Origin of the sequence: Barnesiella viscericola DSM 18177 (genome assembly GCF_000512915.1) — a bacterium.
Lineage (GTDB): Bacteria > Bacteroidota > Bacteroidia > Bacteroidales > Barnesiellaceae > Barnesiella > Barnesiella viscericola.
This window is the reverse complement of record NZ_CP007034.1, coordinates 2,421,654-2,443,609: the sequence shown is the minus strand read 5'-3', so window position 1 is coordinate 2,443,609 and position 21,956 is coordinate 2,421,654. Positions and strand designations below refer to the sequence as shown.

Sequence of the window (21,956 nt, the reverse complement as noted above, 5' to 3'; positions counted from 1 at the left end):
GATGTTAAAGTCCCGCGAGACGGTTGATGAAATATATCTGCCAGTCCTGGTCGAGTCCGAGGTTGCTGCACGCGATCTCGAAGTCTTCGCTTCTCAGGTCATTGTCTTCCTGAAGTTCCTGCAGGTTCCTTATCTCGTCGTCCAGGTATTCCTGTGCCTCTTCCTTGCCGCAACTGCATGAGTTGCAGATCAGGTCAATGATGTTCCGTGCCATATCCGTTGTCTTTAGTTGTTTGCCAGATATATGTCCCGTTTCCCGTCATAGCTTTTGCCGTTCCACCACTCATCGGCGGCCTCGGCGAATGTCTGCCCGGAATTGGCTGAAGGGAAATCGGATGTCTTGAGTCCGGTCAGGTATTCAAGGGCTTCGGTGTTGTTGGACTTCCACCATTCCTGCATCTTTTCAAGAAAGGATTGTCTGGAGCAGGTCTCCACATTGTCCGCGCACCGGGAGCACCAGATGTCGTCGTCCACGTCACTGTGATATTCGTTTGTGTTGACGTCCACCCATGCCTGTATCTCAATCTCTGCAGAACCGCAGTCGCTGCATACCCGAATTCTTGAATCGTCTGGGAGTTTGCGTCTGGCCTTGCCGTCATAGAGACTGACGGCCCGTTCCACCAGTTTTTCCCGGTAATGGTCCGTCAGTTCCGCATAGAACCGTTCGGAGGCTCCGAATACACCCTTGTCCGTCATCAGACTCCATTTTTCCCAAAAATGTGGGTACATTTCCTTGAAGACTGTCCTGCACTCTTCCTCACTCCAGGCATTCCACATGTAGTAGAAGAAGCTGGACACTGCATTTTCCGCTTGATATTTCATATTTCCGTTTTTATTTGAGGTTATACATTCTTGCAAAATGGCTGTTCACTTCGGGAATCCTTTTCTTGTAATAGGGCTGGTTGTCCCTGCACCAGTCCGCCAGTTCCTGTTTGTTCCTGAAAGGTTCCCTCCAGCTTTGCCCGCTCATGATCATTTCCACCTGGGGGGCCAGCTCCCTGATGAACGCTCCGACAGTCCATCCTTCCCGGATGTGTCTGTCCATATTGACTTTTGTTGCCATATCGTCTTTCATTTCAAGAGTTCCCGTTTGTATTTTCAAGTTGAAGCCTGACCGCTTCGTACATCTGATTAAGCCAATCTATGTTGCTGGCTCCAAGTTCGAAGGGAGCCTGGCTGCAAACCTCTTCCATACTGTCCTTTATTGTTGCCAACACGGTAATGTGCTTGTCAGTAACCTCAATTCCTGTAACATAACACTCGTATGGTTCTACATTATCGTCAAACCAGATGATCCATACAGGGTCTTCTTCGTTGTCGGTAAACGTGATTTTTTTCAGGCCGTGCGCATCGAGCAGTTGCCTGATGGCTTCGATTATGTCCTTTCTCAGTTCTTCAATCCTGTCGCTGAAACACATGGACGTGTATCTGACCTTGCCTTTGTCAACCCGTTCCCTGAAAGAAAGGATCTGCATGTCAGGGTGACTGCTGAATCTCCACTCTGTCACCTCGTCATCATCGCGGGTAGTGTGGATGTTTCCGCCCAATACCAGACCGCAGTCTTCCGTTACAATTCTTTCCGCCTCGTCGCGGTCTTCCGCCACGACCTTGTAGGTACCCTCGAAGGTGTACCTTACTCTTACATCGTACTTTGCCATAATTCCTATGATTTGGTTAATGATTTCTATTGTTGATTCTTATTCTTGGTTCTCGAACGATTCCGGTGACAACCGGTACAGTTCAGCCAGGTTCAGTTTGGCCATCGGGTATTCCACCCATCCGCTTTTGCGTCTGTATCCCGTATCTTCGGCAAGGCTGTTCCTTATGAGGAATTCCATCGCTTCCGGATTGTTGTTTATGTCAATGAATGCCTGGTCGGGAATCCCGAATGCCGGGGAGTCTTCCAGATTGACGGTAAGCACCGTGTATAGTTCCCCGTTGTCCGGTGATTCCAGACTCAGAACCGGCCATCCGTTCGGGTAGAAGCCGGTGACAAGCCTGAATTCCTTTCCATGGTACCGGAATGTCCTTTCAGACCGGTTTTTCCCGGATTCCTGAATTTTGAAGTCGTCTTCTCCTTCAGTGAATGTCCTCACCGGGCAGGACACATCGTAATGGCAGCCGTCTTCGTGTCCGCACAGGTATTCTTTTCCCTTGAATAGGATGATTGCATATTTCTTTTCCATGATTTGATATCTTTAAGTGACCATACTTGATTTATGAAGCGACAAGACCTATCTTTTCTCCGAAGAAGGAATCGCATACCCCGTACACATGCTTGATGGAGCATTCATATTTTGAGTTCTCGCTGTCAAGACGGAAGCGGAATCCGTGATAGTCCCTGACTTCCAGTTTCAGTCTGACATCTTTCAGGAGTTCCATTTCCAGGAGACTTCCACCGCCGTACATGGAGCTGAAGATGCCGCAGCAGTTGCCTTTGGGAATAATGACTTCCACAAGCGAGAATCCGGCATCATAAAGTTCCTGCAGGTTTACCTTGCCGATATAGGTCAGCAGGTTGGCACCGCAGCAGGAGTTGATGAGTTCCTGATAGAATTGCTCATAGGATACCTGTTCCTTGCCGTCCCTGTATTTTTTGTCGGGGAACCGGCCATATACCGTGTAGCCTTTCTCCACCAGCATTTTCTTCACTTTGGCTGGATTGAGGTTCAGCGCGTCTATCATATCCCCGAAATAGGATTCCTTGTACCGGTATCCTTCCTGCGATTCCAGCCAGTTGGAATTGATGCAGTCGTAGTTTGACAGCATCTCGACACGCACGGGGATGTCATCCGTGTTTTTGAGAAGTTCTTTCAGCGTGTCAGAGTCGTTTCTGTCATAGATTTCTTCCCTGATTTCGTCTTCGTGTTCTTGAAAGAACTTGTCCACTTCCTCTTCCCCGAAATCATGGAAACGGATACATTCATCCTTCAGCTTTGAGACGATTTCACGGACAGCTTCCCATTCGGCGTCACCGTACCATTCGTCCACTTTCTCCCACAGACTTTCACAGCTCCTTTCTTCCAGACACTTCTGGATGGTGTCACGGCAGTTGTCGAGATTGTCGTTGTAGTTCACCCATACCAGCGTGTAGGACTTGTCCATGAGCGATTTCACGAATTCCATTGTCAGTCTTTCCTGTTCTTCCATTTCTGTTACCTGTGTACGGCAGGATTCTGTTTCCCGTACATGTCGTATATAAATGAGAAGAGCGACCTTTCGGCCGCTCCCTTGTCATCCGTTCTCTTCCTTGAGCCTTTCATATTTCTCTGTTTCCATTTCCGTCTCGCCGTCGAAGTGGAAATGTGCCATATGACCGTATCCGGTTTTAGGCTCACCGCCGCATTTGTGCAGTGCGGTGTCTATTTCCCAGTCGGTATCACCGATGCCGAGGGATATGTATGTCCCTCTGAGCATGCACCCGGCCAGCCTCAGTGCGGCATCCTTCCTTTTTTCCCTGCGGAGCCTGTCAAATGCCGCGAGCGCAATTTCCCGGTTGGGTATTTTGATCGTCGTTTCCATATCGTTTCATTTTCAGTTTGCCGTTTCCTTGTCTTTCCCGTTGTCTTTCGCTGCCAGGACACCGAAAGGCAGGTCGAGTATCCTGTGGTTGAAACACAGCGTCGAATTGTAGTCCGTGCGTTGCCAGAGCGTGAAGCGGTCTCCGGCGAACGACCATCTGAAATAGCCTGACAGCGAACCGAACTGCGGGTTCACGTTCCTGCTTATGAGGAAGCGGTTCACGTCCACGATGTGTCCCGCCGTCAGTAGTATGTTCAGTATTTCCACGAATGCCAGCTGCGAGTACGGGTCGATAGGCATTACAGGTCCTTTGAAGTTGATTTCCATATCTTTTGTCTTTTAGTCATAATTGTCATCAAATATTTCGTACCGGAAGGGAAGCGTGTCGCAGTAGCAGCTTGATACGCCCGTGTATATCAGGGCGTCTTCTCCTGTGTCCGCGTCTTCTTCAGCTTCCGTGACGGTGTCCCCGTACAGGTCGTGGTAATGTGATACCATCATGTGCGGGTCATCCGTGGTGATGTCATAGCCGTAATGCCTGCTCCAGTTTATGAAAAACTCCGTTTCTTCCTCTTCGAGCCTTTCAAGGGCGTCCCTGATCTCGAAGAAGTTGGGACAGAGCCATTCACGGCTGATCAGCGTGTCCGGGATGTTCTCCCATCTGGGATACCGGTATTCCGGTTCCTTTTCCCCGGGGAACAGGTCGGAACAGGCACACAAGAACTCGCTCATGTCGCTGTAGTCGGACAGGTGCAGCCAGTAGTCCCTGTAATCCTTTATGTCCATGAGATGCTGTGTGGTCACGGCAATCTCTGCATTGTTCAGATCCATATTACTTGTCTTTTATGTATGTGGATGCCGGGGATTCCATTCCACCGACCTCGACAAGGTGCCGTGTCCCGGCTGTGCAGGGTTTTTCGGGAAAATACCGCAGCTCCGCGAGGATGATTTTCCTGAAAACCGCCTGCGGCCTGACCTTGCTCAGCCGATGGGGACGCGGCTTACCTTTGTCGGTGGGAATGGAACTCCCGGTCTTCTTCATACGGTTCATATTTATTCTGTTATGCGCTGGCTTCCCCAGCTGATGTGTATTTTGCCTTCACTGTCCTGCGTGCGGATGAGCAGGCTGTCGATGACAGACATTGTGATGTCGAACTCCTCGAAGATTTCTGACTGTTCTTTGACCTCACCGGTCTTGATGAATTCGTTCAGACGCTCCTTGGTCAGTACCAGTGCCATCAGGTTCTGTTCGACCGAATCTTCGTAGGTGACGTAGTGGACATCCTTCATTTCTTTGGAATCGAGACGGATAAAACGGAAGTAGAACTGTTCCATACGGGGGATGTTCCACTGCAGGGATTCCAGTATCACGTCGTTGCAGGTAGGTATGTTCACGGAGCTGCTCAGGCTCTGCTGTGTGCATATCAGGATGCCGTTGATGGTGGAGTCGAATTCGGTCACGATGCTCTGCCGTTTCTTGAAGGCTACATCTCCCTTGACCACAAATACAGGTCTGTCGGGAAAATGTTCCCGGATATAGCTCTCGTAGAGGTCGAAGGCCGCCAATGTGGTACATCCGATGGCAACCTTGCCCGGTATTGTCCTTATGAGCCTTTCAATGTAGCGGGTCTTGGAAGGATAACTGTCACCGTAGTATCCCTCTATCAGGTGCGGGACCGAACAGGCCTTGATAAGCAGCTTGATCTGCCTCATGAGTCTCAGCCCCGCATCCTTTTTCGTGTCTCCCGTGCTGTTGTAGTACAGTTCACAGATGCGGCAGAACTCCTCGATGATGACACGGTACACCTCGTGTTCTCCTTCCGAGGGGCGGACGGTATGCGTACGTACCCGGTATTTCTCTCCCGCAAAATCCCTGAATTTACGGGTGATGACCGTCTTGCCGATAAGTTCGGAAAGCTCGTCCTTGTTGTAGACATCCTGGTTCTGTTTCTCTATGCCGAAAACGGTGGCTTTCCCCGGGCAGTGACAGGCGCGGAAGAGGACATGTCCCCTGAAGGCGGGGAACGGTGTCCCGTAATCCGGGTTGTTCTCTTCCTCTATTTCGTGATCCCTGTTCTCGTGGTAGACCTGCGGGCTCCAGCATATCATGTTTACGGAGTTGTTGTAGAGCAGTTCGAACTGGCTGTACAGCTCCGCGATGTTGTTGCGGGTGGTTGTTCCGGTATCGAGGATCTTGTACCTGATTCTTCTGAAGATGCACAGGACGTTCCTTGTGCGCTGTGACGTGGGATTGGTGATTTCGTCCGACTCGTCGAAGACCAGGCACAGTTTCCCGCAAGTGCGTCTGACGAAACGCATCAGACCTTTTTTCAGCTTGCCGAGCATGGAAGTGGAGACGACAAGGAAGGTTCCTTCCGGTACATGGTCGAGGTCCCTGACGTTTTGTATTGTACGGAACCGTTCCTTGTTTACAGTCAGGAACGGCACCCAGGTCATGTTGGTGGCGATGGCCGGTGCCAGTATGATGACATTCCTTGCTCTCCGGAACTTGAGCAGGTATTTCGCCCGGTGATAGACGGCGGCGGTCTTGCCCGAGCCTTGCTGCCAGTTCAGAAGGGCATAGCGTTTCTGCAGCACGAGGTTCAGGTCGTGTTTCTGCAAGTCCGTGAATTCGCAGACTTCACCTTCCTTGTTGATGAACCTGGTGCGGTCCAGGTATTCCTTCAGACCGTCATCTTCCCGCATTTCCGCAAACTGGAGATTCTGGGTCTCATATTGCCTCTGTTTGCGCCGTATCAGTTTTCTGGCGGCACGGATCTGCCGCATGTTCTTTTCCGTGACGGTTTCCGGCATCGGGAGTTCGGCCCTTCCGAGTATGATGTCGTTGATGCCTGCGGCCTTGTGCGTGACCTTGTCGAGCAGACGCGGGGCATACTGTTTCAGCTTGAAGCCGTAGGATGTCTTCACCAATGCCACTTCCTTGCGCGGCACCACGTTCTGCGAGGTGATGTACCTGCGGATGATGCCGAGAACCTTGCCGGTGGTCAGCTTCTTGCGTTCCCATTCCTTTATCTGTTCCCTGGTGGCACCTTCCGGTGGTTTCTGGTTGCGGAATTTGGACACCAGTGCTTCCGCCTTTTCGATGTGCCTGTTCAGCACGGCATGGGCTTTCAGCTCGTACATGTACTTGGCGAGCCTGTACTCGAACTGTTCCAGTTCTTCCTTGTCTATATGGTTGGACTCCCGCATCAGTTGGAAGCGCAGCCGGTGTTTCATTTTCCGTACTTCGGCTATGCGTTTCTTCAGCTCATCCATGCTGACAAACTCTTCCGCGTTGTAGGGCTGCATTTCAATATGGAGGGAACGGCGGAGGAATACCATGATTTTTGTTGCGAAATTCTGTACGCCCACCGGAGAGAAGGCTGAATGGTCCAGCCGGGTCTGGCCGATGAAGGAGAAATTCGAGTTGATTTTCGCCACGCGGGTCTTTTCCCAGAACTCGTTCTGCATGAAGGAGAGAGGGACGATGACCATCAGGATTCCGGCAGGGTTGAGCACGTCATAGGCCTTGTCCATGTAGAATTCCTGCGACAGCCTGTAATCAAATTTCAGGTTGAAGGGCGGATTTCCGACAATGATGTCGAAACGCTGTTCGGGATTGTACAGCTGTATGTCGCATTTCTCGATATGGGCTTCCGGGTAGAGGTATCTGGCAACGGCCACCGCCTTGCCGTCGATGTCGAATCCGTAGGCATTGTGCAGGTTGGGCAGATGGTTGAAGAAGTTGCCCATGCCGCAGCACATGTCAAGCACCATTTCCGTAGATGTCGGGGATAGGGTTTCCATCATGTTCCGGCATATGTCGTGCGGGGTGAAGAACTGTCCCATCTCGAATTCCTTCTTGGCCTCGGCGTATTCATGGTAGCTGGTGAAATCCGCCTGCCTGAGGTTGTGCAGTCCTCCGGTTCCCGTGTAGCAGTTGTAGATGCTTTCCTTCGGGACGAGGTCCTTGCCGGAGTCTATGGCGAAAAGGATTTTCTCGTTGACCTCGGCACGCCTGTCCTGGGGAATCTGTTGGGGTATGATGGCATACATGTCTTTTCTTTTTTAATGGTTGGAAACGAAGACACCCCGCAAGGATGTCTTACGGGGTGCCTGAATAAGTATTTCATGAATCAGTCTTCTCTGAGTGTGATTTCATCCAGCCGCAGCCTTCTGTAGCAGTTCTCTGCGGCCTGGCTGTCCTTGAAGCGTACGTCGATGCGTCCGTTCTTGTAGAACTTGATCTGTTCTGCGTTGCTCAGGGTGAGGTTGTACCATTCGGTTATATCCACATCGCGTCTGTCAAGGCCGATGACCATACCGCTTGAACCGTTTATCACGTCATCTGCTCCGTATGCGATACCTTCGCAGAAAATGTCCACTTTCCTTCCGCAGTCATACGAGAACTCATATTCCCGGTGGTATTCCAGATGGATGCTGTCCCAGGATACGATGTCAGGGAAAGTTATCTTGTCCTTTTTTAGTTCGGGCTTCACCTTGCTCCAGCGGGAAGGCTGTACCGTTTTCAGGAAACGGGCCAGCAGTTCTTCCTCTGCGGTCTCACGGAAACTTTTTCCGCCGAGGTGTTCAATGACCATGTCCACGTAAGTCTGGTAGATCGGACGGAATCCCATGCGCATGGCCTTCTCGTCGATTACAGGAATGGGGACATCTACATTGTAGGTCCTGTTGAAATAGGAAATGATGCGACTCGCGAAATTCGCGTTGGCATTGCAGTTGTTGTCCGCAAGCTCGTTGATGAGGTCAAACGGTTTGAATTCGTTGTGGGTATAGTCATCCTCCCCGCTGTTGTTGAAATAGAAATTCCGTATGGAGACCTTACCGTTATTCTCATACTTGAAGCTCTTGATTTCCCGATACCGTTCCGCTTCTTCCTTGAAGATGTCATACCATCGGTCGATACGGTCAAGTGTCCTGTAGAGCTGGTCCTGCTGTAGCTGGCAATACTGCCGGTCCTGTTCTGTAATCTTGTCCTCGTTCCTTACTTGCACGTTCAGGATACCTGTAAGCAGGTCAGTGTGGCTGCCTGCTGTTCTTGTTGCTGTTGTCTGCATAACTGTATTGTTTTAGAGATTGTCAATTTCGGGTTTGATACGGTAACAGTAGGTGATGTGGCTGTCCATGTCCTTGACCAGCTTGACCTGTTCGGGATGGAAGTTGAGACGCCGTTCCATGGCCGGGGCATCTATCTTGTCCCATTCGTGCTGCGGCAGGAACCGGTTTTCATGTCGGAAACACCAGAGTACTATCTGGTTTTCCCAGTTGCCCTTGAACACGGTTCCTTCATAGTCCTTCAGGAACTGCCGGAAGTCCTCTTCGGTCCTGAAAGCCATGTCGTAGCCCTGATACAGGTTGCGTGCGTCCGGACCCGTGTCCTTGGTCAAATAATACTGTCTCCATGTTTCCGTGGTGAAATCACCGTAGAGCGGATCAGGTTCGGAATAGGACCATAACGGTACTTTTGCCGTGAATGTGACGGCACCGTTGGCACACGCTCCGCAGTTTCCCCAGTCCTTGAATGCACCTTCCGTCCATCTGACGAATTTCAATTGCTTGGGGTCAATATGGTGGAAGGCCCCTCCGCTGACGCTCAGCCGGATATTGGCGTCCTGCTCCCATACAAAGGGAATATAAGGTTCTTCACAGATGGAAATCCGACCGCTCTCTTCATCATTGTTTTCAATAAGGGCATTGCTGTAATATTTCCCGTATCTGTCCACATAGATGAGTCTGTCACCTATCTGTGGAGTCTTTTCCGAGCGTGTCCTTTCTATCAGTTCCACATAGCCGTTGGCCATATCCACGTCCTGCTGTGTCAGCCAGTGTTCATGATCGTACAGAATGTTCAGTGGTTTGAGTGTTTCCACCGTGTACTTGTTCTTTGTTGCCTGTAACATAACATTTGATTTTTTGTTAGTCCGGCTTCTGGGGCCGGAGTTCCCATAACTACAGGCCTAAAAAGGTCGTGTTCCGTACATGCAAGGCTTCGGGAAAAAATACCGCAAGCCCTCCGGGGCGAGGATGATTTTTTCCACGAACCCGAAGGGCTTGGCCTTGCTTGTACGAGAAGAACACGAATTACCTTTGCCTGTGGTTATAGGGACTCGGCTGCGGTATGCTCGTTTTCCCGATATGTTTTTGTTTCTAGATATTATATGTTTAAGATTGCCTGTAAGCCTTAGGAGTCATACCCATGTGATGCTTAAAGTATTTTGAAAAGAACGAATGATTAGGGAAATTCAGCTCATTGGATATTTCTTGGATTGTCTTATTGGTTGACCGTAACAAAATCTTAGCTTCCAGAATGGTATATCTGTCTATCCAGTCATGAGCTGTCAGTCCGCTTGTCTTTTTTATAATGTCTGACATATATTTTGTTGAAATAAACAGTTTTTCTGCATAGAAATCCAGTGTTCTGTTTTCCTTGTAGTGTTTTATTATCAGCTGAATAAATTTACTCAGCAATTCTTCTTTTCTCTCCTTTTTTTCCCGTTTATCAGAGTTAATCAATAAGCCGGTGATATAATAAATCAGAGCCTGCAGTATCGAGCTTATCATTTTATCTCTATATACTGACTGGTCTTTAAGTCTTTGGATAAAGAAATCATAAAACTGCTGTATATTGAAACATTGATTTGCTGTCAATTCAATTTTAGGGTATTTTGGGATATAAAGAAAAATTGGAAGTATTTCTCCTATTTTCGGAAAAGCTTCTTCAATAAAACGCTGTGAAACAATAAAGAAAATTCCTCTGATATCAGACGAAACATCCTTGTGTTCTATTATATCTTTAGGAAGTGTTATTACCATATCTCCCGGCTGTACGTCGTACCTTATCATGTTGATATCAGTAGTTATATGTCCGTTAAGACACAAACTTATTGTAAATGCACCAAGTCTGATGGGTGAATCATTGGGAATATTGAATTTAGAGAGATCATCCAGTACAATAAAATCGTTATCTACATAATCTATATCGCCTATAAGATTCTTTGCTATTCTTATATCCAGGTTCTTGAATTGGTTCATATTTTTTTTATTACAAATATAATTGTATCCATATTTCCATCAAAGAATTTCTTACTAATAGAACATTTTTAATGGAAAAATGAATATAATATTCCCTTATCCAGCAACTACTATTCTAAATCACATAGTAAAAAAAGGGTTTTAGAACATTCCGCATGTGTAAATGGAAACGTGTTTCTCATTGGGTTTGATGAAATTTGCAAAAGCTAAAGTTTAAGACAATGAAAAGATTATTTATGTATTTGAGTGCGGGAATTATTATTCTTGCATCAGCCTCCTGTAAAACAGATTCAGGAAGAAAAGAAAGCTCTTCTGTACTGGTTAAAACATTAACAGTAGGAAATAGAGACAGCGTTGAGTATGTCAAATACTCTGGAGTTATAAATTCGGAGAAAGAAGTGACCATAGCTTTTAAGGTCAATGGCCAGATTGCATTCTTACCTGAAAATGAAGGAATGAGTTTCCGTAAAGGCAGTATTATAGCAACATTGGACAAGCATGATTTTGAAGTCCAGTATAATGCTGCAAAAGCTGTATTCGAACAATCGGAAAAAGAGACGAAACGCATACAAGCCTTGTTTGAGAATAACACAGTCTCTCCAAACGATTATGAGAAAGTCATTGCTGCAAACAAAGTGGCAGAGGCCAAGTTCAATGCTGCTGAAGATGCTTTGAGATACACGGAAATAAAAGCTCCATTTGACTGTTTCATATCAGATATTTTCAAAAACAGCGGAGAGATAGTTTCTGCCGGAATGCCCGTTTTGCTTCTGAAACAGGAAGGTGGGTACAAGGCGGACATAAGTATGGCATTAAAAGATTATAACAGATTGAAAAATCTTATATATGCAGAACTTGTGTGCGGTAATCTATCTACCGCAATAACATTAAAAGCCCAAAACCGCAATGCATCAAACGGACAACTATACAATGTTTCCTTTGACATACCATCAGAATTTTCCAAAGTCCTGTCAGTCGGTATGAATGTAGATATAAGATTAGCATATTCAAGCACAACCCCATCATTATCATTGCCTGCATCGGCTTTATTTCAGGATAAAGGGAACACATGCGTATGGAAGATCAATAATGGGAAGGCTGCTTGTACACCCGTTAAATTAATACGGATAGAAAGAGAAACGGCATTTGTAAGAGGGTTGGAACCTCACGACAGAATAGCCATAACCGGAATCCATAGTTTGTCTGAAGGGCAGACCGTGGAAGAAATGAAAGAAGTGTCATCAACCAATATAGGAGGAATGCTATGAAAAGTATGGCGGAATATGCCTTGGAAAACAAGGCCCTGATCAAGCTGTTTATAGCTTTCCTCGTTATCGGCGGTCTATGGTCTTTCTACTCCATGAGCAAAATGGAAGATCCGGAAATAACGGTCAAACAGGCTTTGGTCATGACTGTGTATCCTGGTGCAACTGCGCATCAGGTTGAACTTGAAGTGTCTGACAAGCTGGAAAAGGCAATACGTCAGATGGGAGATATAGACTATATTGAATCAAAATCACTGAACGACCTGTCTCTTATAAAGGTAGTTCTGAAAACAACTGTACCCAATGGCGAATTGGAACAAAAATGGGATATATTGAGAAAAAAGATTGTCGATGTTCATACCCAATTGCCTACCGGTGCCTCAGTACCAATGGTACTTGATGACTTCAGTGCTGTCTATGGAATGTTCTATACGTTAACGGCTGATGGTTTTTCAGACAGTGATATGATACGATACACAAATTTCATACAGCGTGAACTTATCAACATAGAAGGTATAAGAAATGTCCAGATATATGGAACTGCAACACCTTGTATAAATGTCAATATAGACAGTAAAGAAATGGCCCGTCTGGGAATTTCTCCAATTGAAATACTGATGACACTGCAAGATCAGAACAGGACAGTATATAGTGGCTTCTTTAATAGTGGCGATGAGCGTATGAAGGTTATGGTACCCGGAAACTTTCGTGATCTGGAAGATATCAGAAATCTGGTTCTGAAAGGCCATGACGGTAATACGTTCACTCTTGGAAATATAGCTGATATCGAGGAGGACTATGAGAAACCGCAGCGTAACAAAATGAAATATGACGGTAAAAGGGCTTACGGTATTGCAATAGCCATGGAATCAGGCTATGATATTCTAAAAATCGGAAAGACTGTAACCGAAAAGATTGAAGAGCTGGAAAACGGACTTCCGTCAGGGTTCAAGTTCAACAAGGTTTTTTACCAGCCTGAGCGTGTAAGTGATGCCATTGATACATTTATTGTAAATCTTATAGAATCAGTACTTATCGTTATAGTTATTCTTATGCTTACCATGGGATTCAGAAGTGGTGTCATCATAGGAACAGGACTGGTAATTACAGTTTTGGGATCTTTTGTAGTCCTATATTTCTTTGATGGAACTCTTCAGAGAGTGTCTTTAGGGGCATTTATAGTTGCCATGGGTATGCTTGTGGATAACGCAATAGTGGTTGTGGATGGTATTTTGGTTGACAGTGCGCGTGGTATGAAAAAGCCTCAGTCACTTGTTCACACGGCTAATATCACGGCACGTCCGCTTTTGGGAGCTACCCTTATTGCTATCATAGCTTTTATGCCGGTTTCGCTGTCCCCGGATATGGCCGGAGAATATGCCCGCGACTTATTTATCGTATTGGCCGTATCTCTGCTTCTCAGCTGGATTCTGGCACTGGTACATGTCCCGATTCATTCAGAACATTATTTGAAGATTAAGACGGCAGATGACAATACAAATATTTTCAATACACCATTATACAGAAAATTTCGCGGGGTGCTTACTTTCCTGCTGCATCATAAAGCCGGGACTATTATCGGAATTGTACTGCTGTTAATTGTCAGTGTTTGTTGTTTCAGTTTTTTACCACAGACATTTTTCCCGGATCTGACATACAACCAGATTTATATGGAATATAAGATGCCGGAGGGAACACGTATCGAGAAGGTTGAAAAAGATCTGGAAGAAATAGAGAGGTATCTCAAGACAAATCCGGCCATAACGCACGTAACCACATCTCTCGGAGGCACGCCGGCGAGATACAACCTTGTACGTTCAGTAGCTGATCCAAGTCTTCGATACGGAGAATTGATTATCGATTTCAAAAGCCATAAGGACATAGACAACTGTATGCAGGATTTACAGGAATATATGAACCGTCATTATCCTGATGCCTTTATCCGGCTAAAGAAATATAACACTATGTATATGGAATTTCCTATAGAAATTCTGGTCTCCGGCCCAGATCCGGGAGTTCTGAAGGAATTGAGAAACAAAATTCAGGATATTATGCGGGAGGAACCTTCTGCAATGCTTATTACAGATAATTGGGATGATCCAGTCATCAACATGGACATTAACTTCAACCAGCATAATGCCCGAAGAGCAGGACTTGGAAAAACAGATATTGGATTGTCATTGCTCTCAGTGACAGAGGGTATTCCTGTAGGTTCTTTATATGATGGCAGTATATTAAAAAATATTTACCTGAAGAACATAGGATATAACAGTCTCGAAGATGTTACTGTCAATTCTATGCTGCCTAATATTACTGCTGTGACAGAAGAGGAAAGTATCCAGCGAATGCTTATGGACCCTGAACGGAAACAGTTGTTGATAGACAGGTTGACATCCGGAAGGCCTGTTAAAGAAATATCGGACAGTATCAGCTTTGAATGGAAAGATCCAGTCGCCTACCGTTATAACGGACAGCGTGCTGTCATAGTCCAGTGTAATAATGCCTACGGATTTACTGCTGAAGATACACGCCTTGCTCTTGAAAAGAAAATTAATGAACGAATTGAGTTCCCTGACGGCTATTCCATGAAATGGCTGGGTGAGTATAAGGCAAGTACAGATTCTAACAAGTATCTTTTCAGAAGTCTGCCCATAGCGGTCATATTCATGTTTGCGGTTTTGGTATTTCTATTCAGGGATTTCAAGAAACCGTTAATTATTTTTCTGTGTCTTCCGCTTGCATACATAGGTATTGTAATGGGCATTTTCGTCAGTGGAAAGCCTTTCAGTTTTGTTGCTGTTGTAGGAGCTTTGGGATTGATAGGTATGATGATAAAAAATGGAGTTGTACTTATAGATGAGATAACTGCTCAGATCAAGACTGGCGTTGAGCCTGTTGAAGCCCTGTTGTCAGCTTCTTCATCCAGATTAAGACCGGTAATGATGGCTTCAGGAACTACTATCCTCGGTATGATACCTCTGATTTCAGATGCTATGTTTGGTCCTATGGCTGTAGCCATTATGGGAGGCCTTCTTGTTGGTACAATCATTACATTAATGATTATTCCTGTATTCTATGCTTTATTCTTCAATATTAAATGTGATTAAAATGAAAAGACTTTTATCAGGCATATTTATAATCCTGCTATCATCGTTCTGTTATGCCCAAAGAGTATTCACTCTTGATGACTGTTGCAGGATTGCGGTAGAGAACAATAAAAAGATGAAACTGTCAGATTTTTCGATAAAGCAGGCAGAACTTCAAGAAAAGAATGTGGTAGCAGGTTTTCTTCCGAAACTGTCCGCATCGGGAGGCTATCTTTATGCCAATAAGGATTTTTCGATGGAACTTGCCCCTTCTTTATCTGCGGCCCTTGATATAAGCAATACTTATTTTGCAGGTGTACAGCTTGAACAGCCAGTTTATATGGGTGGCAAAATTATTGCGGCAAGGAATATGTCGGAAATTGGCACAAATATGGCTGTACTGAACCGGAAAAAGAACGATTCCGAAATCCGTATAGAAACGGAAGAAGCATACTGGAATGTAATTAAGGCCAAGGAACTATATGAGGTATCAATCAAATACAAGAACCTTGTGGAAGAGCTCTTTAATAATATTGAAAAGATGAATAAAACTGGTATGTCACCCAGAAATGAATTGCTCAAAGTACAGGTGAAACTGAACGAAGCCAATCTTTCCATGAAAAGAAGCGAAAATGCAATCAGACTGTCGAAAATGGCTTTATGTCATATAATGGGAATTCCTCTGAGTGATGATATTGAAATCTCAGGAACCATAGAATTTGAACCGGCAGTATTCCGAAATGATGAATTCATAATAGAAAACCGTTCTGAATATAAGTTGTTGTCTGAAAATATCAATCTGAAGAGAGAGCAGATAAAGTCTGTAAGAAGTGATTATTTGCCAAGAATAGGACTTGTAGCCGGATATAATTATATAGATGGAGTTAGAATGAACGGACATAAGTTTCTGAAAGATGACATATTTTCTGTAATGTTGGCTGTAAAGATTCCTCTTTTCCATTGGGGAGAAGGACACAGAAAAATAAAATCTGCAAAAATTGAATTGCAGAAAGCAGAGGTCATGCGGGATGAAATGATTGAAAAGATGCAATTGGAAGTTACAAGAAACTATAATATTCTGAATGAAGCTGAACTGGAGGTTGAACTTACTGAAAATGCTTTCAGTTATGCAGAGGAGAATTTGCAGGAAAGCAGCAAAAGCTTTGAAACAGGTATGGAAACATTGGCTAATTTTCTGGAAGCACAAGCCAGTTGGCAGAAAGCATATTTTGAGGTTATATCTGCAAAAATCAATTACCATATTGCAAAATCTAAATACTTAAATTCTATTGGTGGCTTATGAAATCAGATTCAATTGAAACAATAACTGCTGAAATAAAAAGGCTTTTATATAAAGAAAACCGGATAAGTATTAATGATATAATGAAAACAATTCATTATCCGCATGAAATGGTACTTATCGCAATAGGTTATCTTTTGCGTGAGGACAGTATATACTTTAATGAGCAGTATATGATCATTGAGTATAAAACATTTTATTTTTAATAGCGTCTATTCTTAGTCATTGGATACTAATGATGAAGGATGTATATTAAACTGTGCCAGTAAAGAATTAATTTCAACTTTGCTAGCACAGTTTTTTCATAAATAATATTTTGAGCGTATCAAAATAAAGTTATTGAACAGGTTGTTATTTTAAAGGTTTAGTCATGACTTGTGATTATGTATCCAGACTGATTGTGACTTGTTTTGCTGTTTTTTCAGAAAAAAGGTGTTATCTTTGCAAGTGAGATAAAGAGTTATTTGAAAGCATGAGAAATATGGCGGTTCGGAACAGTCCGGCTTTTTCTTATCCATTGCCCGTTCTCGTGCGAGTTTTATCCAATCTGTTGATAGTCAAATAAAACCTACCTGATTACAACAAATATAGTGAAAGGCGAGCGCCGAGACAAACGGAAAACGAAGTTTTCAAGTCGCACTTAGCCACTTCCCTACCTCATTCAAAGATAACAAACGGCAAGTACAGATACAAAAAGAGGGGCCCCTGCATGCAGGAGCCCCCTCGGTATAGTAGTGTGAATAAAATCAATTATTTCACGAATTTAACAACCTTTCCGTCTACTACGGCGATATATACACCACCATTCAGCGTCGATACATCGACCGATGCCACATCGGCAGCTCTCATCACTACACGGCCGCTCAAATCGAAGATTTCGACACGTTGAGCATCGGCGGTGTAAAGCACAGCCTCACCGGCGTTGTAGTAGACATTTTGCGACTCTACCCGGTCGATCGACGATGCTACCTGGAAAGATACCAAGATAGCGATATTCTCTTCGTCAACCGTGAAATAGAAACAACCGTCCTCCTCGTTTGCCGTCAGAGCAGTTGCGTTCTTCATAACGCTACTTACAGAATAACCTTCGGCCGGCGTAACGGCTACACGCAACTCAGTACCAATCTCTACACGGCTCAGGTCGCTGGCACTAACCCAAGAGCTCGTAGCCTCGTCGTACGATTGAATCTCGGCAGAACCTTGTTCGGTGGCAACAGGAACCAGCGTTACAGAGCCATAATCTTTCTTGGGAACGACTTTAACCACATAGTCGCAGTAGGCCAACTCATAAGCAGTCGTAGTATTGGGAGTCCCATCATATGGCTTATTTTCTGATGCAGCATCCTTACAGATAATAAATCTAACCACAGCCATTTGACCTTCGGTCATATCTTCCGGTATGGTAATCGGGAAAGAAACAGTTCTGTCATTAGAAGAAACGGTAACTCCTTCTTCTGCAGCGGCAGATATACTGTTATAAAGATTATTATTATCTCCAGAACTTATCCAATTCCCGTCATAGGTTCCGAAAATCTTGTCGTCAGCACTCGGAGTTACTCCACTTCTCAACAGGAATACCGTGAGGCAACCCCAACCATCTTTATCATAAGTTACTTTCAAGTCGAAAGAAGCTCCGCCGGGATAGACCAAAATAGGATTATCACTATTGTCCCAAGCCTGATAACCCGCTGAGCCTTCAGGAGTAAAGGTCAAGGGAGACTCCTCGGCCACATTGACTACATTCAACACTTCGCCTTTGGTTTGCCAGTGTTTGTTACCGTCTGTAGCGGCAGTGGGTTTACCAAAGTCGTCATAACTGGCTTCTACGGCCTCTTGACCATAAGACAACGAAACGCAACCCATTACAGCCGCCATGGTCAACAACGATTTTTTAAAAGAATAAAAAGTAATTTTCTTCATAATAAAATTAATTTTTATAAATGATACATATTTTATATTGCTGGCAAATATACAAAACTTTATATTAAACAACAAAATAATGCCACAAATATCATTATAATAAAAACATCTAGGCTTAATTTATGTTCATTATTACGACACAATGACAATCAAACCATCTATTTTATTTACAAAAAAACGGCTATCCGACAGGAATCATATCCTTAAATAATCAGGAGCGGCCAATCACCGAGCATTCGGATAGTTTTTCTTTCAGCCCGCAATAATACGGTTTTTCACCCGTTATATAAGATACGATGAAAGCAACTGCACAACACGCCATATTCACAAAAATCCTCCTGCCCCGGCTGCTCTGGTGGCTCTGCGTGGGGGGAGCCCTGCTTACGGCGATGCCGTCGCGGGCACTCAATGCCAGCCATTATGCTTCGCGGTCGCAACTGGCCGACGGGTTGTGGGTGAAGATTGCCGTTTACCAATCGGGAATCCACCAGATTACCTACCGGGAGCTAAACCGATGGGGATTCTCCAATCCCGATGCCGTAACGATTTTCGGATACGGGGGGGCCATGCTGCCCGAAACCTTCTCGGAGGACGATGCCGACGACCTGACCCAAATCCCCATTCTGCGCACCGGATCCAAAATTCTGTTCTACGCCCAAGGCCCCATTACATGGAGCTACAACGAAAAGAACCAGGAATATGAGCATGAACAGAACACCTACTCTACGGCCGGATACTATTTCATCACCGACAGCAAGAGCGTCACGGCCGCGCTGACCGACCGTAACGGCAGTGCCGCGACGGGCATGACCGACATTACCTCGTTTGACGAACATGCCGTCTACGAACAGAAACTCTACTCGCCCGGCGCCACGGGCCGCACCTTTCTGGGCGAAGATTTCCGCTATACCACCTCGCGCAACTTCACCTTCGAGATGCCTGGCGTAGACAACACCGCACCGGTGAAACTGCGCACTTCGTTCGGAGCCAAAGTGGTGGGCGGCAGCAGCTATCTGGTATTCACCTATCAGGGAGAAACGTTGCCTGAAAGCACGTCAGACAGAGTGCCCAGCAGCTCGGAGAGCACCTACGACTTCTTTGAAACCACGTCGACCCTCAAAGAGATTTACCTCGACAGCGAAGAACTTACCTTCTCGCTCCTCTTCCGTCAAAGCGGGGGAAGCCTCTCGCTGGCCCGGCTCAACTATTTCCGCTTCAACTACAAACGCAAACTGCAACTCTACAACGGCAGTATCCAGTTCCGACTGAAAGAGGTGCCGCAAAACAGCTGTTACAAGCTGCCTGGCTACACGTCGACAACTCGCATCTGGGACATTTCGGACCCCCAGAACCCCGTCAACATTGTCCCCACTGTCGAGAACGGAAATGCCCGCTTCGTCCCTACCCGGGACAACGAAGAGTATGTGGCCTTCGATACCGAAGCGACTCAAACCTCGGTATCTTTTGTCGAGACCGTAGCCAATCAGAATCTGCACGGCATGGCTACCCCCGACCTGGTGATTCTGGCGCCCAAAGAGTATCTCTCCTATGCCCAAAGCATCGCCCAGCTGCATCAGCAACTCGACGGCATGGAAGTTGCCGTGATCGAACACACGACCGTATTCAACGAATTTTCATCGGGCACACCCGATGCTACCGCCTATCGCCGGCTGATGAAGATGTTTTTCGACCGTGAGGGAGGAGTCAACGGCAAACAGCTCTATCTGCTACTCTTCGGGAAGGGGCTCTACGACAACCGAAAGATAAGCGAGACCGGCAAATATGTGAAATACCCCACCCTGCTTACCTACCAGCACGGGACCGGAGCGGACGAACGGGCTTCCTACACGACCGACGACTACTTTGGCTTCCTCGATGATAATTCAGGAGTACGCATTGCCTCAGACAAACTGCGGGTGAGTGTAGGCCGGTTACCCGTAAAGAGCGAGCAGGAGGCCAAAGATGTAGTTTCCAAATTGGCCGGCTACATAGCCAATACCGACAAAGGCTCCTGGAAAAACCAGGTGTGCATCGTGGCCGACGACGAAAACTATGCCGAGCACATGTCACAGGCCGAGGACATTTCCAAGATTTTGGAGAACAGCGACGCCCACTGTTTCATCAACAAAATCTACACCGATGCCTACACGGCCGAAATCACCTCGACAGGTCGCACCTACCCCACAGCCAAAAAGAAACTGTTCCAGGTACTCGACGACGGGGTGCTTGTCATCGACTACATAGGTCATGGCAGCACCGTGGCCTGGACGCACGAGAACCTGCTCAACATCACCGACATACAGTCCATGTACTTGAAGCGGTTACCGCTCTTCATCACGGCCACCTGCGACTTCGGACGCTACGATCACGAGGATACCTCGGCCGGCGAGATTCTGTGCCTCAACCCCAGCGGCGGAGGCATTGCCCTCATCACCACAACCCGAGTGGTCTACATCAGCGACAATCACTACCTCAACAAGGGCGTAGCTCAAAGCATATTCACCCGCGACGAAAACGGCAACTATCCCCGATTGGGCGACATCTTGCGCAAGGCCAAATGCAGCATACAGCAGACCGACAGCAACAAGCTGAACTACACCTTGCTGGGGGATCCGGCTCTGAAACTGCTCTATCCCGAATATCAGATCAAGGTGACCGAAATCAACGGCTACGACATTACCCAGACAACCCCAACCATACAGGCGCGCGACTCGGTCTTCATCAAGGGCGAGGTCTATACCCCGCAAGGCGAGAAGGCCACCGACTACAACGGCATCATCTGCCCCACCGTCTACGATTCGGAGGTCTCGGTCGTGACCCACGGCTACGGTAAAGAGGGCTCGGTCTTCGAGTTTTCGGAACGAAGTAACCGGCTCTATGTGGGCAAGGACTCTATCGTAGGCGGCCAGTTCGAAATTGCCTTCAAAGTACCGCGGGAAATCAATTTCGCCGACGACAAGGGGTTGATCAACCTCTATTGCTATAACGATGCAAACCAGGAGGGCAGCGGCAACGAATCGAACTTTATCGTGGGCGGTTTCAACGACAGCTCGAACGATGATTTCGAAGGGCCCGAAATATACTATGCCTACCTCAACTCCGACGATTTCAAAAACGGCGACCAGGTCAACGAGTCGCCCCTGCTCATCGCCGAGGTGTACGACCCCTCGGGCATCAACATCTCCGATGCCGGGATAGGCCACCAGATGACGGTCACCCTCGACAACCGCACCCTGTACACCGATGTGGCCTCCTATTTCGAGCCTACGGTGGGCGAGTTTGGTCGCGGAGTCATCACCTATCCCCTGAGCGGACTGAGCGAAGGCAACCACAGCCTGCGGTTGAAAGTGTGGGATACCGAAAACAACTCGTCGGAAGTCGAACTCTCCTTCTCGGTGAAAGCCGGGCTCAAACCGGTCATCTATGACCTCTATGCCGACCAGAACCCGGCCCACACATCGACCAACTTCTACCTCCGCCACAACCGCCCCGATGCCATCATCAACGTGACCATATCGGTCTACAACCTCATGGGTATGGAGGTGTGGCGGTACTCGGGCAAAGGGATCTCCGACATGTTCAAGTCCTATCCCGTCAACTGGGACTTGACCGACAGCAGCGGCAACCGGGTGCCCGGTGGCATATACCTCTACAAGGCCATCATCTCGACCGACAACGAGCACGAGGCTACCCGCTCCAAGAAGCTATGTGTTACGGGCCAATAATATCACCGCACCTTTTGTAACTGGTCCAGAGATGAGCCGGTACCCCCACACGCTCTCGCCTGGAACAACAGAAAAATCCCCTCTC

Annotated in this window: 20 protein-coding genes; 5 read left to right on the top strand and 15 right to left on the bottom strand. The window is 46.6% G+C overall.

What is annotated here, in order from left to right; genetic code table 11:
- Positions 1 to 4 precede the first annotated feature (4 nt).
- From BARVI_RS10080 to BARVI_RS10015, 14 genes are all read right to left on the bottom strand, one after another.
- Positions 5 to 214, bottom strand: coding sequence for a hypothetical protein (locus BARVI_RS10080; protein WP_005801761.1), 210 nt, complete (start codon positions 212 to 214; stop codon positions 5 to 7).
- An 11-nt stretch (positions 215 to 225) separates the two neighbouring features.
- Entirely contained in the window at positions 226 to 822 is a 597-nt protein-coding gene (locus BARVI_RS10075) for a hypothetical protein (protein ID WP_025279128.1), read from the bottom strand.
- A 10-nt stretch (positions 823 to 832) separates the two neighbouring features.
- Positions 833 to 1,045, bottom strand: coding sequence for a hypothetical protein (locus BARVI_RS10070; protein WP_232213976.1), 213 nt, complete (start codon positions 1,043 to 1,045; stop codon positions 833 to 835).
- Between the two features lie 31 nt (positions 1,046 to 1,076).
- On the bottom strand, positions 1,077 to 1,658 hold the full coding sequence (locus BARVI_RS10065; RefSeq protein WP_025279126.1) for a hypothetical protein: 582 nt from the start codon (positions 1,656 to 1,658) through the stop codon (positions 1,077 to 1,079).
- A 39-nt stretch (positions 1,659 to 1,697) separates the two neighbouring features.
- Positions 1,698 to 2,186: a DUF4313 domain-containing protein gene (locus BARVI_RS10060; RefSeq protein WP_025279125.1), complete on the bottom strand. Its 489-nt coding sequence runs from the start codon at positions 2,184 to 2,186 to the stop codon at positions 1,698 to 1,700.
- A gap of 31 nt (positions 2,187 to 2,217) precedes the next feature.
- On the bottom strand, positions 2,218 to 3,150 hold the full coding sequence (locus BARVI_RS10055; protein ID WP_025279124.1) for a hypothetical protein: 933 nt from the start codon (positions 3,148 to 3,150) through the stop codon (positions 2,218 to 2,220).
- A gap of 84 nt (positions 3,151 to 3,234) precedes the next feature.
- The gene (locus BARVI_RS10050; RefSeq protein WP_025279123.1) at positions 3,235 to 3,522 is read right to left on the bottom strand and encodes a hypothetical protein; all 288 of its coding nucleotides are present in this window, start codon (positions 3,520 to 3,522) and stop codon (positions 3,235 to 3,237) included.
- Between the two features lie 12 nt (positions 3,523 to 3,534).
- Complete coding sequence (locus tag BARVI_RS10045) at positions 3,535 to 3,849, bottom strand: hypothetical protein (protein WP_025279122.1); 315 nt, start codon at positions 3,847 to 3,849, stop codon at positions 3,535 to 3,537.
- Between the two features lie 12 nt (positions 3,850 to 3,861).
- The gene (locus tag BARVI_RS10040; protein WP_025279121.1) at positions 3,862 to 4,353 is read right to left on the bottom strand and encodes a hypothetical protein; all 492 of its coding nucleotides are present in this window, start codon (positions 4,351 to 4,353) and stop codon (positions 3,862 to 3,864) included.
- Position 4,354: 1 nt separating this feature from the next.
- A complete protein-coding gene (locus BARVI_RS10035) occupies positions 4,355 to 4,564 on the bottom strand; it encodes a hypothetical protein (RefSeq protein WP_225226238.1) in 210 nt (69 codons plus the stop codon).
- An 11-nt stretch (positions 4,565 to 4,575) separates the two neighbouring features.
- The gene (locus tag BARVI_RS10030; RefSeq protein WP_025279119.1) at positions 4,576 to 7,578 is read right to left on the bottom strand and encodes an N-6 DNA methylase; all 3,003 of its coding nucleotides are present in this window, start codon (positions 7,576 to 7,578) and stop codon (positions 4,576 to 4,578) included.
- An 80-nt stretch (positions 7,579 to 7,658) separates the two neighbouring features.
- On the bottom strand, positions 7,659 to 8,600 hold the full coding sequence (locus BARVI_RS10025) for a hypothetical protein (protein ID WP_025279118.1): 942 nt from the start codon (positions 8,598 to 8,600) through the stop codon (positions 7,659 to 7,661).
- A 12-nt stretch (positions 8,601 to 8,612) separates the two neighbouring features.
- Complete coding sequence (locus tag BARVI_RS10020) at positions 8,613 to 9,443, bottom strand: DUF4121 family protein (protein ID WP_025279117.1); 831 nt, start codon at positions 9,441 to 9,443, stop codon at positions 8,613 to 8,615.
- A 262-nt stretch (positions 9,444 to 9,705) separates the two neighbouring features.
- The gene (locus tag BARVI_RS10015; protein ID WP_025279116.1) at positions 9,706 to 10,575 is read right to left on the bottom strand and encodes a helix-turn-helix domain-containing protein; all 870 of its coding nucleotides are present in this window, start codon (positions 10,573 to 10,575) and stop codon (positions 9,706 to 9,708) included.
- A gap of 221 nt (positions 10,576 to 10,796) precedes the next feature.
- On the opposite strand from BARVI_RS10015, the gene BARVI_RS10010 reads away from it, so the two are divergent.
- From BARVI_RS10010 to BARVI_RS09995, 4 genes are read left to right on the top strand one after another with little or no spacing between them, the layout of a single operon-like run.
- Entirely contained in the window at positions 10,797 to 11,843 is a 1,047-nt protein-coding gene (locus BARVI_RS10010; RefSeq protein ID WP_157232584.1) for an efflux RND transporter periplasmic adaptor subunit, read from the top strand.
- Positions 11,840 to 14,947 (top strand): efflux RND transporter permease subunit, encoded by a 3,108-nt coding sequence (locus BARVI_RS10005; protein WP_198015968.1) that lies wholly within the window; start codon positions 11,840 to 11,842, stop codon positions 14,945 to 14,947. Before BARVI_RS10010 ends, BARVI_RS10005 begins: the two co-directional genes overlap by 4 nt.
- Position 14,948: 1 nt before the next feature.
- Complete coding sequence (locus tag BARVI_RS10000; RefSeq protein WP_198015967.1) at positions 14,949 to 16,229, top strand: TolC family protein; 1,281 nt, start codon at positions 14,949 to 14,951, stop codon at positions 16,227 to 16,229.
- Complete coding sequence (locus BARVI_RS09995) at positions 16,226 to 16,432, top strand: winged helix-turn-helix domain-containing protein (RefSeq protein ID WP_005801707.1); 207 nt, start codon at positions 16,226 to 16,228, stop codon at positions 16,430 to 16,432. The genes BARVI_RS10000 and BARVI_RS09995 overlap by 4 nt, the downstream gene beginning before the upstream one ends.
- 544 nt (positions 16,433 to 16,976) lie before the next feature.
- Here the strand turns inward: BARVI_RS09995 and BARVI_RS09990 are convergent.
- Positions 16,977 to 18,146 carry a T9SS type A sorting domain-containing protein gene (locus BARVI_RS09990; protein ID WP_025279113.1) on the bottom strand — a complete coding sequence of 390 codons (1,170 nt, stop codon included), beginning with the start codon at positions 18,144 to 18,146 and terminating at the stop codon, positions 16,977 to 16,979.
- A gap of 296 nt (positions 18,147 to 18,442) precedes the next feature.
- On the opposite strand from BARVI_RS09990, the gene porU reads away from it, so the two are divergent.
- Entirely contained in the window at positions 18,443 to 21,871 is a 3,429-nt protein-coding gene (gene porU, locus BARVI_RS09985; RefSeq protein WP_025279112.1) for a type IX secretion system sortase PorU, read from the top strand.
- Positions 21,872 to 21,956 lie beyond the last annotated feature (85 nt).